Below are 14856 nucleotides of genomic sequence, written 5' to 3' on the forward strand. Positions count from 1 at the left end.
GCAAGGTGATAAACGAGGTGATTTTTATAAGAATATGCCTTTTTTACAGTGTTTTTGATCAAAAAAGGCCCTTGTATCTTGTATTGCGTAAAACAATCGACTATAGGTAGTCGCATGCACTTTTTAGTGGTGAATGCTGAGGTATTGGCTTGAGGTGCTAAAGATTCAAATGGGCAAGTACTATTCAACGTGAGATACAGGAATAATCATAATGGCGATAAAAAAAGCTGCTCCCAAAAAAGCTGCCGCTAAGGCAAAAGCGAGCGCACCAGCAAGCGCGGCACCTAAGCGTAAAACAACAGCAATCAGTGAGAAAATGACCAAAACTCAAATTCTGACTGAAATTGCTGAAAACACCAATTTGAGCCGTAAGCAGGTTGGTGATGTTATGGCTGAGCTGGAAATCTTGATTGAGCGCAGTATTAAAAAGCGTGCATTAGGCGAGTTCACTATTCCCGGTTTGATGAAAATCACCACAGTGAAGAAGCCAGCGACTAAGGCGCGCAAGGGCATTAACCCCTTCACCGGTGAAGAAACCATGTTTAAAGCCAAGCCAGCGAGTGTGGCCGTAAAGGTTCGCCCACTGAAAAAGCTGAAAGATTTCGCAGTATAAGTGCCCGCTTTACTCCCCCCAAAGTGGCTTTTTAGCTACTTTGGGGTCTAAACCTCCCCGCTTTACAGTTTATTTCCCCCTCAAATAGGCTCTTGCATTTATTGCGGGGGATGCTTTGCGTTATAATCCCGCTCCTTTTGAGCCGCTTGGCCCTTAATGATGTCATTTATGTGTTTTGTTTGGGGAGATTGATATGCCTATTTACGAATATGCGTGCCGGGCTTGTGAGCATGAGTTTGAAGCATTGCACAAAATGAGTGATCCGGCGCTGCGCGATTGCCCAGAGTGTAAAGCGGCAGAGCTGGTCAAAAAGGTTTCAGCGGCGGGATTTCGCCTAAAAGGCGGTGGTTGGTATGAAACCGATTTTAAATCTGGCGACAAAAAGAAAAATTTGGCTGGCGATGGCGGTGCCACTAGCGCCCCGGCCACATCTTCCTCCTCCGATTAAAACTCGGATTGTGACTTTATAAACTCGATATAGCGGGACAGAATTCATGCGCAGTCATTATTGCGGCAGCTTGGGTAGTGAGAACATAGATCAAGAAGTGACCTTGTGTGGTTGGGTAGATCGCCGCCGAGATCACGGTGGGGTTATCTTCCTAGATATGCGCGACCGTGAGGGTATTGTTCAGGTGGTGTTTGACCCAGACACCGAAGAGCATTTCCGCACGGCTGACCGGGTGCGCGGTGAATATGTTTTGCGTATTCGCGGCCGGGTTCGCGCCCGCGCCGGTGCGACCGTCAACGCCAATATGAAAACCGGCGAGATCGAAGTGCTGGGCAAAGAGCTGGAAATTCTGAATGAGTCAGAAACCCCACCATTCCAGTTGGACGATCACACCAATGTTGGCGAAGACGTGCGTTTGCGCTATCGCTACCTAGACCTTCGTCGCCCACAAATTGCCGACAAGCTGCGCCTACGCGCGCGGATTACCTCGGTGCTGCGCCGTTACCTCGATAGCCAGAACTTCTTGGATATTGAAACGCCTATTTTGACCCGCGCCACGCCAGAAGGTGCCCGGGACTACTTGGTGCCTAGTCGTACTCACGCGGGTAAGTTCTTTGCGCTGCCGCAATCGCCCCAGTTGTTTAAACAGCTGCTGATGGTGTCTGGTTTTGACCGCTATTATCAAATCGCCAAGTGCTTCCGCGACGAAGACCTGCGCGCCGACCGTCAGCCCGAATTTACCCAGATCGATATTGAAACGTCGTTTATGGACGACAAGCAGATAATGGCCGTTACCGAGGGCATGATTAGCGATCTGTTTAAAGAAGTGATGAATATTGACCTTGGCAGCTTCCCTACCATGAAGTACGCCGAGGCCATGTCGCGTTTTGGTAGCGACAAGCCTGATTTGCGGATTCCGCTCGAGATGGTCGACGTTGGCGATTTGATGCAAGACGTGGAGTTCAAAGTCTTCTCTGGTCCAGCCAAAAGCCCAGAAGGTCGCGTAGCTGCGCTGAAAGTTCCCGGTGGTAATGAAGCCCTGACTCGCAAGCAGATTGACGAATACACCAAGTTTGTTGGTATATACGGTGCCAAAGGTCTGGCGTATATCAAGGTCAACGACAAGAGCGATCTGGAAAATGGCCTGCAGTCGCCTATTGTTAAATTCTTGCCTGAGCCCGTGCGTGCAGCGATTTTGGATCGCTTAGCCGCTGAGAATGGCGATTTGATCTTCTTTGGCGCCGACAGTGCCAAGGTTGTTAACGAGGCTCTAGGCGCACTGCGCTGCAAACTCGGTGAAGATCTTAAGTTATACACCTGCGAGTGGGCGCCACTGTGGGTCGTTGACTTCCCAATGTTTGAGAAAGATGGCAGTGGCAACTGGACTTCCTTGCATCACCCCTTTACTGCGCCATCGTGCAGCCCAGAAGAGCTTGAAAAAGCACCGGGTGAAGCCCTGTCTATTGCCTACGATATGGTACTTAACGGTACTGAGCTTGGCGGCGGTTCGGTTCGTATACATCGCTCAGACATGCAGCAGGCGGTATTCCGCGTGTTGGGCATTGGCCCAGAAGAAGCCGACGAGAAATTCGGCTTTTTGCTGGACGCGCTTAAGTACGGCGCGCCACCGCACGGTGGTCTGGCCTTTGGTCTGGATCGTTTGGTCATGTTAATGACTGGCGCAAAGTCTATTCGCGACGTTATTGCCTTCCCTAAAACCCAAAGTGCGGCCTGTGTGATGACAGACGCACCGGGTACAGTTGAAGTTAAGCAATTAACCGAGCTGAATATTCGTTTGCGCAAGTTAGAAGAGAAATAATAATCGGCTAAAAGGCGCTGCGGCGTTCGATTATTTGATCTGGGTGAGCCTCGCAATGCGGGGCTCACTGCTATCAGGAGGCTGTATGGCGGGTCACAGCAAGTGGGCCAATATCAAGCATCGCAAAGCTGGGCAAGATGCCAAGCGCGGCAAAATTTTCACTAAATTGATTCGCGAGATTGTCGTCGCTGCTAAAGCGGGTGGCCCGACGCCTGAAGATAATCCGCGCTTGCGCGCGGTGGTCGACAAGGCGCTCACCGCCAATATGAAGCGCGATACCATCGATAAGGCGATCGCCCGTGGCGCGGGCAATGCCGATAGTGATAATTATGACGAAGTCAGCTACGAAGGCTATAGCGCTGGTGGGGTGGCCGTATTTGTTGAGTGCATGACTGATAATCGCAACCGTACCGTGGCCGATGTGCGGCACGCCTTTAATAAGCGCGGTGGTAATCTTGGTACTGATGGCTCCGTCGCTTATTTATTTAGCCGTAAGGGGCAGCTGGTTTATGCGCCGGGTATTGATGAAGACGCCTTAATGGAGACGGCGCTTGAAGCAGGCGCTGAAGACGTGGTGAGCCACGATGATGGGTCCACCGAGGTGTTGATTGAGTTTGGCGATTTTATGGCCGTTAAAGATGCGATGCTCGCAGCGGGTTTTAAGCATGACACTGCGGACACAGTGATGCTGGCTACGCTGAACGTTGAGCTTGATGTGGCTGGCGCCGAGGCGCTACTGGGATTAGTTGATATGCTCGAAGATCTCGACGATGTTCAGCAAGTCCATACCAATGCGCAAATCCCGCAAGCAGTACTCGATCAGTTGTCTTAATGGTGGCTGCGGGCACAAACTGCGAGCCTAGAGCATGTTAATCTCGGTACAAACCTGTGCATAATAATATCTTGATCGGTGCCCACTGCGCAGAAGTTGGCGCGGTGGTGAGGATCGCGGCTAAACATCCCGTTTAGGCTATCTGCACTTATATAAAGAACAACACAGCGGTTGCGATGACAATTATTTTGGGTGTGGACCCCGGTTCACAAAAAACCGGCTTTGGGGTGATAGAGGTGATTGGCAATCGCCATCGCTATATTACCAGCGGGGTTATCCGCCTTCCTACGGGTGCGCTACCTGCGCGCTTGGATATTATTTTTAAGAGCTTAAGTACCATCATTGCTGAGTATTCCCCGGTAGAGGCAGCGGTGGAAGAGGTTTTTATGGCCAAGAGTGCTGGTTCGGCACTTAAGCTGGGGCAAGCGCGGGGCGCTGCGGTGGTGGCTTGCGTCAGTAATGATCTGATTGTCGCTGAGTACACCGCTAGGCAAATTAAAAAGGCTGTGGTGGGAACCGGTGCGGCGGATAAAGACCAGATTCAGCACATGGTAAAAATTCTACTGAAGTTGCCGGCAGTACCCCAAGAAGATGCTGCCGATGCGCTGGCGGCGGCAATTTGCCATGCAAACTCCCGTCAGGGATTATTAACAATGTCGGCATCGACCACGGCAACGCGCATGCGGCGCGGGCGCCTTACCTAAGTTTGGAGCAGTAATGATAGGACGTTTGCGCGGCGTGTTGATTGAAAAACAAGCACCGGAAATTGTGATTGATGTACAGGGTGTGGGCTACGAAGTGCTAGTGCCCATGACTACTTTGTATAATTTGCCCGCGCTGGGCGAGGAAGTGGCGCTTTACACCCAGTTTATAGTTCGCGAAGATGCCCAGCAGTTGTTCGGTTTTAGCGATGTTCGTGCGCGGCGCTTGTTTCGGGATTTGATTAAGGTAAACGGTGTTGGCCCAAAAATGGCCTTGGCGATTATGTCGGGCATCGACAGCGATGAATTTGTGCGCTGCGTGCAAGATGGTAATACTGCTGCGCTGGTGCGCTTGCCGGGGGTGGGTAAGAAGACCGCTGAGCGCTTGGTTATTGAGATGCGTGACCGTCTCAAAGATTGGGCGCCGGAGTTTGGCAGTGTAAGTATGCCAACGCCCCAGGCGTTGGGCCGAGCGAATATCGCCGAAGCCGAGGCCGCCCTCGTGGCGCTGGGCTATAAGCCCCAAGAGGCGAGCAAGGCAATTAGCGCCTTGAAACTGGACGATGCGAGTAGCGAGGAATTAATCCGCGCTGCCTTAAAAAACATGATTAAGTAATGAGCAAAACTCAGTGATTGAAATAGACCGCCTCGTGGCGCCGGAACTCGGCGAGCCTGCCGAAGAGCGCTATGACCGCGCCATACGACCCAAAAGTTTGGCTGATTATATTGGTCAGCCAGCGGTGCGTGAGCAAATGGGGATATTTGTTAGTGCAGCGCGGATGCGCAATGAACCACTGGATCACACCCTGATTTTCGGCCCTCCAGGCTTGGGCAAAACCACCTTGGCAAATATCTTGGCCAATGAAATGGGGGTGTCGCTCAAAACGACCTCGGGGCCGGTATTGGAAAAAGCGGGTGACCTTGCTGCTCTATTGACCAACCTCGATGCCGGTGATGTGCTGTTTATCGACGAGATCCATCGTCTCAGCCCTAATATTGAGGAAATTCTCTATCCTGCGATGGAAGACTATCAGCTGGATATCATGATTGGCGAAGGACCGGCCGCACGTTCAATTAAATTAGATTTACCGCCGTTCACACTGGTTGGTGCTACCACTCGGGCGGGCTTGTTAACGTCACCGCTGCGGGACCGCTTCGGTATTGTTCAGCGCTTGGAATTTTATGGGGTGAAGGATCTCACCACCATTGTTAGCCGTAGTGCGGGCATTCTCGGCATGCGCCTTGATGATGCCGGTGCCCATGAAATTGCACTGCGCTCCAGAGGCACGCCGCGTATTGCCAATCGGCTATTACGGCGCGTGCGAGATTATGCTGAAGTGAAGGCCGATGGTTTTGTGAGTGCGGAGATCGCCGATCAGGCATTAAATATGCTTAATGTCGACAGCAGTGGTTTTGATCATCAGGATCGGCGCTTATTGTTGGCTATGATTGAGCGTTTTGATGGCGGCCCAGTAGGGGTCGACAGCCTTGCCGCCGCGATTAGTGAAGAGCGCGGTACCATTGAAGATGTACTTGAGCCTTACTTGATCCAGCAAGGTTATATCATGCGTACACCGCGTGGCCGGGTGGTAACCAATATGGCCTACCGTCACTTTGGTCTTGAAATGCCCAAAAGTGGGGATATTACCGAAAACGGTGGTGCGCCCTAATGGAATTCAGGCTACCGCTGCGAGTCTATATCGAGGACACTGATGCGGGTGGCATCGTTTTTTATGTGAACTACCTGAAATTCATGGAGCGTGCACGCACAGAATACATGCGGGCGCTGGGGTTTTCTAAAACAGAAATCATGAATGACGCGCTAATGTTTGTAGTTAGCGCACTGCAGACAAAATATTTACGTCCAGCACGATTAGATGAGCAACTTATTGTTACCGCCAGAGTCATAGCGGCGGCTCGAGTTAGCTTGCGCTTTGAACAGCGAGTGTATCGTGGTGAAGAATTGATTTGCGACGCAGAAGTAACAGTAGCCTGCGTCGACAGCGCGACATTAAAACCAAAACGAATACCGGCGACGCTATTGGCGGCGCTACAGCATTAATACAAAAAATATCAGGAGTTAACTGTGGGACAAGAGCTTTCCATTTGGCACTTAGTGAGTCAGGCCAGTCTGTTTGTGCAGCTGATAATGATGGTGCTGTTACTTGCATCGGTGGTGTCCTGGTATCAAATTGCCAACCGGGTCATGTATTTTAATCAGGCCGAGAACGAGATGAAGCGCTTTGAATCGCGTTTTTGGTCTGGCACCGATTTGCATACCTTATATAAAGAAGGGGAAGAAAAACACGCCGTCTTCGGGATGGAGAGTGTATTTCGGGCTGGCTACAAAGAATTTACCCGGCTCGCCAAAAAGCGTCTGGACTCCGATGCCATGATGGATGCTTGTCAGCGTTCGATGCGCGTGGCGCTGTCGCGGGAAGAAGAAGCGATGGAGCATGGCCTGCCATTCTTGGCTACTGTGGGTTCTACCAGCCCGTACGTTGGCTTGCTCGGAACAGTGTGGGGAATTATGGGTTCGTTCCACGGCTTAGGTCAGGTGCAACAAGCGACGCTGGCAACTGTGGCCCCCGGTATTTCTGAAGCGCTTGTTGCGACCGCGATGGGTTTGATTGCCGCAATACCGGCGGTGGTGTGTTACAACCGTTTTTCTTCCAAGGTCGATTCCCTCGCGGGTAAGTACGATACCTTCTCGGAAGAGTTCTCTAGCATTTTACACCGCCAGATTCACTCGCGGGATTAAGGGAAACGGCTATGTCGCGGCGAAATAAGCGTAAGCCAATGTCCGACATCAATGTGGTTCCCTACATTGATGTTATGTTGGTGCTATTAATTGTATTCATGGTGACGGCGCCAATGCTGGTGCAAGGTGTGCAAGTTGAATTGCCCCAGGCGTCTACCGAGCCGGTACCACCGACCGACGACGACCCTATTGTCGTTTCGGTAGATAAACAGGGTAAATACTACGTGACCCTCGGCGACCCTAGTAAGCAGGGCGAGCCAGCGGAATTGGCAGATATTGGTGACAAGATTAGTAAGATTTTGCGTAATAAGCCCAAAACGCCAGTGATGGTGAAGGGTGACGGCGCGGTTGATTATTCGGCGGTAGTCGCGGCGATGGCGGTTTTGCAGGGTGCTGGCGCAACATCGATAGGTTTGATTACCGAGGAACCTCAATCGCGCAGTGGAGCGAAGTAAGCGCGATGACAGATATTAAACTGCTTCCCGCAGCGGTCACCGTCAGTCTGCACACTGGCATAATCGCGTTATTGCTGTTCGGTATTCCGGCTATGCAGGATACCAAGCCCTTGGAAGCGCGGCCGTTGGCAATACAGGCGAAACTGGTTATAGAGAAACCCGTTAGTCGGCCTGCACCGGCTAAGCCCGTGGCGAAACCAACGCCGAAGCCCGTGGTCAAACCGGCACCGAAGCCTGAGCCGGTCAAAAAGCCCGAGCCAAAACCAACGCCGCCACCGCCAAAACCGAAGCCGGTGCCGCAGGTCAAAAAGCCTGAACCGAAAGGGCCGACGCCAGAGGAGATTCGTAAACAAAAGGAACAGGAAAAAGCGCGGGAAGCGGCTAAGCAGCGTGCCCTAGAGGAAGAGATTCGTCGCGAGCAGCAAAAAGAGCTGGCTGATGCGCTAGCATCAGAAGATGACTTGGTTGAAGACGGTGAATTGGCGTCGACTTATGCCGATTTGATTACGACCTTAATTTCCAATAATTGGACGCGGCCTCTGTCAGCCAGAAACGGCATGCAGACCACGATCCAGATTATGACGACGCCCACCGGCGAAATCGTTGGGCATACGATTACCAGAGGCAGTGGTGATAGCGCTTTTGATTTATCGGTAACCCGAGCGGTCACCCGTTTAGGTAAAATAGAAGAGCTGGCTGAGCTGGCCCGCAAAGATCCGTCGGCGTACGAGAAGAATTTCCGACGATTTACGATTAATTTCTCACCCCAAGATTTGAGGCGGTAATGTTTAAACAAATCGTTACAGTGTTAGCACTAGTGCTGGCCGGCAATTTCGCAATAGCTGATCTCACTATTGAAATTAATAAGGGCAAGGATGATCCGGTACCGATTGCCATTGTGCCCTTCGGCTGGCAGCCCGGCGTGGCGGTGGCAGAGGATGTTGCGTCTATCATTGAGATGGATTTGCATCGCAGCGGCCAGTTTGCGCCCTTGAGTCGTGGCGACATGCTGGGACGGCCGCGCAATGCCAGTGAAGTCTATTATCGCGACTGGAAGAGTCTGGGTGTCGACTATGTGGTAGTGGGTTCATTGACTCAGGATGGGCCGAATGCCCTGACCGCGAATTATGAACTTTTAGACGTTAATACTCAGCGTGTGATCCTAACTGGCACGGAATCAGTGAGTGTGGACAAGCCGCGTTACCTCGCGCATACGGTCAGCGACAAAATATATGAAAAACTCACAAATATTCGCGGTGCATTTAGGACGCAACTGCTTTATGTTTCCGCTGTTCGCGAAGGGGGCAATCGAACCCGCTTCCGGTTGCTGAAAAGCGACATCGATGGAGCCAACGAATCGGTACTTTTTGACAGTCGAGAGCCAATTATGGCGCCGACTTGGGCTCCCGACGGCAAGACAATCGCCTATGTATCTTTTGAAACTAGCAGGCCTGCAATCTATACGCAGAACCTGCTGACTGGGGTGCGTAAGCAATTGACCTCGTTTAGAGGTTTGAATAGTTCTCCGGTGTTTTCACCGGATGGAACACAAATGGCAATGGTATTGTCGAAGGACGGCAGTCCCGATATATATGTGATGGATTTGGCCAGCGGCAGTTTGCAGCAGGTAACCAACCATTTTGCTATTGATACTGAGCCGGCCTGGATGCCGGACGGGAAATCGTTAATATTCACGTCCGACAGAGGCGGTAAACCGCAGATTTATAAGGTCCAACTGGGCAGCGGTGCGGTAGAAAGAATGACATTTATAGGTGACTATAATGCGCGGGCAAGAGTACTGCCCGACGGTCTGGGATTAGTGTTAGTGCATAGAAATAGCGGTAATTTTCATATTGCAGTACAGGATTTGAAACGTAACCGTGTTGAAATTCTCACTACCACTAATTTGGACGAGTCACCTAGTGTAGCGCCAAACGCCAGTATGCTATTGTATGCAACGCAGTACGATGGTAAAGGTGTGTTGGCGGCAGTATCGATAGACGGTGGAGTGAAGTATCGCTTGCCGTCGCGATTCGGGGATGTGCGCGAACCGGCTTGGTCGCCTTTTCTTCAATGATGTAGTAGCCGGGAAAGAAAGACCGGGCAGACAAAATTAATTGTGTGTCCGGAAGTGTGTAATCAAAATTTGACGGGAAAATGCCATGAAATACCAAGCAAAAAATATGTTTTTGGGTGTAGCTTTCTTCAGCGTGCTGTTGGCTGGTTGTGCATCAACTGATACCGATAGCAGTGGCCAGGAAGGTGCTGATACCGTTAGCACTTACACTGAGTCTGCTGATGCAAATGCTTCTGCGTACGATGCCCAGGACATGATGAATCTCGAAACGGTTTTCCATTTCGAATTCGACCAAGCCACTTTGACTGCTAAGGCTCGTAAAGCTCTGGACGCACAAATTGTTCGTCTGAAGAAAACTACTGGCCCTGTGCGTCTGGAAGGTCATGCTGACGAACGCGGTACCCGTGAATACAACATCGCTCTAGGCGAGCGTCGTGCTAATGCAGTTGCAGATTACATGGCAATTAATGGCATTCCGCGCTACCGTATTGAGACTGTTAGCTACGGCGAAGAGCGTCCAGTTGCATTCGGCCAGTCTGAAGCAACTTACTCTCAGAACCGTCGCGTTGAACTGAAGTAATTTAAAGGCGTACTGATGCAGTTTACAAAACCACTGTTCTTACTGTTGCCGGCAGCCTGCCTGTCGGCGCAACTTTGGGCTCAGGCCCCAGTTGTTGATATGAACTCTCCGCGAGCGGGTGCTGAATCCAATCGTAGTATGCAAGGGGAGATCTACCAGCAGTTACAGCAGCTTCGTCAAGAAATGATGACGTTGCGGGGGATAGTGGAAGAGCAAGAGCATCAGATCAGCCAGCTAAAACAGCAGGGCCTAGATCGCTATATTGATCTAGACCGCCGTTTGGGTTCGCTAACCACTGGCGCCGCTGGCGCCGTGGTTGGCAGCTCTTCTACGGCAGCCAATGCCGCTGTAGATGTTGGAAGTGACGCTGGAATTACTGGTGAGGCAGCTGGTGCCGCAGTAACGGGTGCAGATGTTGTTAATTCGCCAGCAGTTAGTGCTGTCCCCGCCGTTGCAAGTAACGGCAATGAATCATCTGATTACACCGACGCTTACGCTTTGGTGAGAAGTGGCAATTACGATCAAGCCATCACGTCTTTTTTGGCGTATGTTGAGCGCTACCCCTCAGGTCGCTACACACCTAATGCGTGGTATTGGCTCGGTGAACTCTACGTCGCTGTTAAACCCCAGAATTTAAAGGCTGCAACTGACGCCTTTCAGTATTTGCTAAGCAAATACCCCGACCACGATAAAGTCCCCGCGGCCATGTATAAACTGGGCACGGTTTACTTTTTGAATGGCAATAAGCAAAAATCCCAAGAATTACTGACCCATGTTATTGACCGTTACGGCAGTACCGGTAACTCTGCAGTGAACAAATCACGGGAATTTCTCCGTAAGAATTTCTGATTGTTCGCGGAGCAAAGCTTGCGCGGCTGGTCTCCGGGAGCAATCCAGTATCCGGTAGCCAGTGCTAATGAAAGCGAACACCCTTCGTATTACTGAAATATTTTACTCTCTGCAGGGCGAGTCTCGTACTTTGGGCTTACCCACAGTATTTGTGCGCCTTACAGGTTGCCCTTTGCGCTGCGTTTACTGTGACACGGAGTATGCCTTTCACGGTGGCGAGCGTCGCGAATTGGACGATATCCTCGCTGAAGTAGCGCAGTATTCTCCCCGCTATATATGCGTGACCGGTGGTGAACCGCTAGCGCAGCCCGAATGCCTAAGCTTGCTCACCGCGCTCTGTGACGCAGGCTATGAGGTGTCATTAGAAACCAGTGGCGCCCTACCAATAGAAAAGGTTGATGCGCGGGTTTCGCGGGTAATGGACTTAAAAACTCCCGCGTCAGGTGAAATGCACCGCAATCTTATGGATAATATCCCCTTTCTTACCGACCACGACCAAGTTAAGTTCGTGCTGTGTAATCGTGAAGATTACGACTGGGCACGGTTTCAACTCGATAGTTACCAGCTGAATAAACGTGCTGGCGAGGTGTTGTTCTCGCCTAGCTTTGGTCAGCTTAGTGCCACCGATTTGGCAAACTGGATAGTGACAGATAACCTCCCTGTGCGCTTTCAAATGCAATTACATAAAATATTGTGGAATGACGCCGCAGGGCATTAGCAACGAGGACGTGTTTTGCAAAAGAAAGCAGTCGTACTGGTTTCCGGTGGCTTAGATAGCGCTACGGTATTGGCCCAGGCAATAAAAGCAGGGTATGAGTGCTATGCCCTGGCATTTGATTATGGTCAGCGTCACCGCGCCGAATTAGTTGCCGCCAGCCGCGTTGCGGAAAGTGGCGGTGCCAAAGAATTTAAAATTATTAAATTAGATTTAAGCAGTATTGGTGGCTCAGCCTTAACCGATATGAAAATCGATGTTCCCGATGCGGGCGCAGTGGGTATTCCAGTTACCTATGTGCCAGCGCGCAATACCGTGTTTTTGTCGATTGCCCTAGGCTGGGCGGAAGTCCTCGATGCGGACGATATATTTATCGGCGTGAACGCAGTGGACTACTCGGGCTACCCGGATTGTCGCCCAGCCTTTATAGAGGCCTTCGAGACCCTCGCGAATGTCGCGACCAAGGCCGGAGTGGAAGGGCATGGCATGCGCATCCACACCCCCTTAATGGCGCTCAGTAAGGCGGATATCGTCAAGTTAGGTACTGGCCTAGGTGTTGATTATGGGCAAACAGTGTCCTGTTATCGGGCGAATACCGAAGGCGAAGCCTGTGGGCGATGCGACAGCTGCCATCTTCGTCGCGAAGGTTTTCTGCAAGCTGGCGTCGCTGATCCCACCCGATACCACAAACTGTAATAAAACTGCTTTTTTTAGTGTGTTGCGGTTGTTTTTTCTTTTGAAATCCGTATTATAGGCGCCTCTTTCGGGGTCACTGAAAAGACGCAATTTTGGCGATTAATCAGTGATTTAGGTCTGGTAAATAATACTGGATTCATTCGGAAGATAGCATTACAATGCGGCCCCCGGAACTCGCGGGTAGCATAGTAAGAGAATATGGGCCGTTAGCTCAGTGGTAGAGCAGTTGGCTTTTAACCAATTGGTCGATGGTTCGAATCCATCACGGCCCACCATTTTCTCTAAAGAATTCAAAGCGTTGCATACATGCAGCGCTTTTTTTTCGTCTGGACTTTCTGTTGTGACCACCTTGTGACCAAATCGTGCCCATCCTGTGACCACAGCCAAAATATAGCTCTACCCCATTATCGGGGGATAGCACTCATCAAACCCTGTTAATCACTCCGTCCCACCCGCAGTGGGCCAGCACTCTCATCCTGTAATTTTCAAAGTTTCTAAAACCATACGCTCGTCGTGTCATCATTTCCATTTTGTTGTGGAAGCCCTCAGTTATTGGCTCTACCCCATTATCGGGGGATAGCACTCATCAAACCCTGTTAATCACTCCGTCCCACCCGCAGTGGGCCAGCACTCTCATCCTGTAATTTTCAAAGTTTCTAAAACCATACGCTCGTCGTGTCATCATTTCCATTTTGTTGTGGAAGCCCTCAGTTATTCCGTTACTTTTACTAAATCGCCACATGGCCACAATGGGCTTCAACCAGGAGCGCAATGTGTTAGCTAGCGCTCGTAGCGGGCTCTCAGCTAGCTCATCAAGCAATTTCATGAATACCGGCAACTTGATGCTGGCTTTCTTGCGCGTCAGGGTCTTGAGCAACACAAATCGGATTAATCGTTGCTTGGCCACATACAGTGCTTGCAGCACTGGGTACTCAGCCAAATACTGCATAAGGTTGGCGTGCTGCTCATCCCGCAAATTCCATTGATGGCGACGCATTAAACTGATCAAACCGCGGTTCTTTCTGCCCTCAGGATCATGCTGCTTCCAGACACTTAAAAAGTGCTGGTTAATAAGCCTGACCACATGGAATCGGTCAGCCACGATCGCGGCATTGGGAAAGTAGCGGCGGGCAATGCTGCGGTACGTTTCCGAGAGATCCATCACCACAACCTGAACGCGCTCTCGTCCCTCAAGGGCCTTTAAATAGCGGCGCAAACTCAATTCTGATCGTCCTAGTTGGACATCAAACACTTTGTGATTCTTGAGGTCGGTAAGCGTGGTCGCATAACCCTTTTTACGGGTAAAGAAATGCTCATCTATCCCTAATACGCGAGGGCAATATCGGCGATCCCCCTCGGAACGCTTTTGCTTAATATGGTGCTGATACCAACGCTCTACCGTCGCTGGGCTGATTTGATGGGTTCGAGACAACTTGCGCTGCGTTACACCGCCATCGTGGGCTTCGAACACTTCCAGTCGATAGGCTTCTGAAGCGCGAAAACGCGGACGAATACCGGTAAAGGCGTGACGAAAATAGCGCTTACACTCCTGGCAATGGTACTTGGGTACTCGAAGGTGCAAGGTCATCACTTGATTCCCCTGACGAGTGTGCTTCACCGTCCTGAGATGCGTGGCTTTAATCCTCAGGCCATTGCCCTGACAATGCTTACAAGGCGGCCTGTGCACAGGCTTTGCCCAGACTTCGATCCCTTTCCTGCGGACTACCCGTTCAATCTCAAGGCCAGGTATGCCTATAATTCTTCCTGCGTGGGACATCGGTATTCTCCATCAAACTGTTTCTTCGCAAATTCAGTTTAATGAATGCCGGTGTCCCCCGTTAATGATGAAGAGCCCAAAATATCTGTAACGCTGAGTACTTAGCTAAGTAGTTCATAAGGTTCGCGTGCTGCTCATCGCTCAAATTCCACTGGTGACGACGCATAAGGCTGATTAAACCTCTGTTCTTCCGGCCCTCGGGATCATACTGCTACCAGACTTTTAAATAGTGTTGATTAATCAATCTCACAACGCGGAATCCGTCTGCGGTAATGATGGCGTTTGGGAAGTAACGCCGAGCAATACTGCGATAGGTTTCAGACAGGTCCATGACAACCACCTGAACCTTGTCTCGTTCTTTAAGAGCCTGCAAGGAACCGGCCTAGCAATTGCTTGTTTGATAGGACTTTGCGCCAAAATAGATAGTTGGGAAGGCCATTTGGGCTTAACTGCGGAGGTCATTGGGGTGTAGAGTTGGGTGCAGATAGGCGAAAAGCTGGCCTCGGGCGTATTAAGGGAAATGCGCGTGAGGC

The 14856-nt window shown here is 50.9% G+C and carries 18 protein-coding genes, 1 tRNA gene and 1 pseudogene; 17 read left to right on the plus strand and 3 right to left on the minus strand.

Annotated elements, in window-relative coordinates; translation table 11 throughout:
- The first annotated feature begins 211 nt into the window (after positions 1–211).
- The 17 genes from AZF00_RS05590 (at position 212) to AZF00_RS05670 (ending at position 12821) form a co-directional block, all read left to right on the plus strand.
- Positions 212–613 carry an HU family DNA-binding protein gene (locus AZF00_RS05590; RefSeq protein ID WP_008246644.1) on the plus strand — a complete coding sequence of 134 codons (402 nt, stop codon included), beginning with the start codon at positions 212–214 and terminating at the stop codon, positions 611–613.
- A 193-nt stretch (positions 614–806) separates the two neighbouring features.
- Positions 807–1061, plus strand: coding sequence for an FmdB family zinc ribbon protein (locus AZF00_RS05595; RefSeq protein WP_008246645.1), 255 nt, complete (start codon positions 807–809; stop codon positions 1059–1061).
- 46 nt (positions 1062–1107) lie between these two features.
- On the plus strand, positions 1108–2880 hold the full coding sequence (aspS, locus tag AZF00_RS05600; RefSeq protein WP_008246646.1) for an aspartate--tRNA ligase: 1773 nt from the start codon (positions 1108–1110) through the stop codon (positions 2878–2880).
- 85 nt (positions 2881–2965) lie between these two features.
- The gene (locus AZF00_RS05605; RefSeq protein ID WP_008246647.1) at positions 2966–3712 is read left to right on the plus strand and encodes a YebC/PmpR family DNA-binding transcriptional regulator; all 747 of its coding nucleotides are present in this window, start codon (positions 2966–2968) and stop codon (positions 3710–3712) included.
- Between the two features lie 176 nt (positions 3713–3888).
- Positions 3889–4416 carry a crossover junction endodeoxyribonuclease RuvC gene (gene ruvC / locus AZF00_RS05610; RefSeq protein WP_008246648.1) on the plus strand — a complete coding sequence of 176 codons (528 nt, stop codon included), beginning with the start codon at positions 3889–3891 and terminating at the stop codon, positions 4414–4416.
- Between the two features lie 13 nt (positions 4417–4429).
- A complete protein-coding gene (ruvA, locus tag AZF00_RS05615; protein WP_008246649.1) occupies positions 4430–5029 on the plus strand; it encodes a Holliday junction branch migration protein RuvA in 600 nt (199 codons plus the stop codon).
- Between the two features lie 13 nt (positions 5030–5042).
- Positions 5043–6083 (plus strand): Holliday junction branch migration DNA helicase RuvB, encoded by a 1041-nt coding sequence (ruvB, locus tag AZF00_RS05620; RefSeq protein WP_008246650.1) that lies wholly within the window; start codon positions 5043–5045, stop codon positions 6081–6083.
- The gene (gene ybgC, locus AZF00_RS05625) at positions 6083–6475 is read left to right on the plus strand and encodes a tol-pal system-associated acyl-CoA thioesterase (RefSeq protein ID WP_008246651.1); all 393 of its coding nucleotides are present in this window, start codon (positions 6083–6085) and stop codon (positions 6473–6475) included. Before ruvB ends, ybgC begins: the two co-directional genes overlap by 1 nt.
- 24 nt (positions 6476–6499) lie before the next feature.
- On the plus strand, positions 6500–7174 hold the full coding sequence (tolQ, locus tag AZF00_RS05630; RefSeq protein ID WP_008246652.1) for a protein TolQ: 675 nt from the start codon (positions 6500–6502) through the stop codon (positions 7172–7174).
- 11 nt (positions 7175–7185) lie between these two features.
- Positions 7186–7629, plus strand: coding sequence for a protein TolR (gene tolR / locus AZF00_RS05635; RefSeq protein ID WP_008246653.1), 444 nt, complete (start codon positions 7186–7188; stop codon positions 7627–7629).
- A gap of 5 nt (positions 7630–7634) precedes the next feature.
- Positions 7635–8414 carry an energy transducer TonB gene (locus tag AZF00_RS19310; RefSeq protein WP_008246654.1) on the plus strand — a complete coding sequence of 260 codons (780 nt, stop codon included), beginning with the start codon at positions 7635–7637 and terminating at the stop codon, positions 8412–8414.
- Entirely contained in the window at positions 8414–9706 is a 1293-nt protein-coding gene (gene tolB, locus AZF00_RS05645; RefSeq protein ID WP_008246655.1) for a Tol-Pal system beta propeller repeat protein TolB, read from the plus strand. Before AZF00_RS19310 ends, tolB begins: the two co-directional genes overlap by 1 nt.
- An 85-nt stretch (positions 9707–9791) precedes the next feature.
- Positions 9792–10286 carry an OmpA family protein gene (locus AZF00_RS05650; RefSeq protein ID WP_008246656.1) on the plus strand — a complete coding sequence of 165 codons (495 nt, stop codon included), beginning with the start codon at positions 9792–9794 and terminating at the stop codon, positions 10284–10286.
- A 15-nt stretch (positions 10287–10301) separates the two neighbouring features.
- A complete protein-coding gene (ybgF, locus tag AZF00_RS05655) occupies positions 10302–11135 on the plus strand; it encodes a tol-pal system protein YbgF (RefSeq protein ID WP_008246657.1) in 834 nt (277 codons plus the stop codon).
- Positions 11136–11202: 67 nt separating this feature from the next.
- The gene (queE, locus tag AZF00_RS05660) at positions 11203–11853 is read left to right on the plus strand and encodes a 7-carboxy-7-deazaguanine synthase QueE (RefSeq protein ID WP_008246658.1); all 651 of its coding nucleotides are present in this window, start codon (positions 11203–11205) and stop codon (positions 11851–11853) included.
- A gap of 15 nt (positions 11854–11868) precedes the next feature.
- Entirely contained in the window at positions 11869–12546 is a 678-nt protein-coding gene (gene queC, locus AZF00_RS05665; RefSeq protein WP_008246660.1) for a 7-cyano-7-deazaguanine synthase QueC, read from the plus strand.
- A gap of 200 nt (positions 12547–12746) precedes the next feature.
- Positions 12747–12821, plus strand: a tRNA-Lys gene (locus AZF00_RS05670).
- 149 nt (positions 12822–12970) lie between these two features.
- Here the strand turns inward: AZF00_RS05670 and AZF00_RS19790 are convergent.
- The 3 genes and pseudogenes from AZF00_RS19790 to AZF00_RS19450 form a co-directional block, all read right to left on the minus strand.
- A pseudogene (locus AZF00_RS19790) lies at positions 12971–13099 on the minus strand (transposase); the annotation flags it as partial.
- Positions 13100–13132: 33 nt separating this feature from the next.
- A complete protein-coding gene (locus AZF00_RS05675) occupies positions 13133–14323 on the minus strand; it encodes an ISL3 family transposase (RefSeq protein WP_062382734.1) in 1191 nt (396 codons plus the stop codon).
- Positions 14324–14534: 211 nt separating this feature from the next.
- Positions 14535–14654, minus strand: a complete 120-nt coding sequence (locus AZF00_RS19450; protein ID WP_082793654.1) for a transposase — start codon at positions 14652–14654, stop codon at positions 14535–14537.
- Between the last annotated feature and the right edge of the window lie 202 nt (positions 14655–14856).

The sequence above is a fragment of the Zhongshania aliphaticivorans genome (assembly GCF_001586255.1).
Taxonomy (GTDB): domain Bacteria; phylum Pseudomonadota; class Gammaproteobacteria; order Pseudomonadales; family Spongiibacteraceae; genus Spongiibacter; species Spongiibacter aliphaticivorans.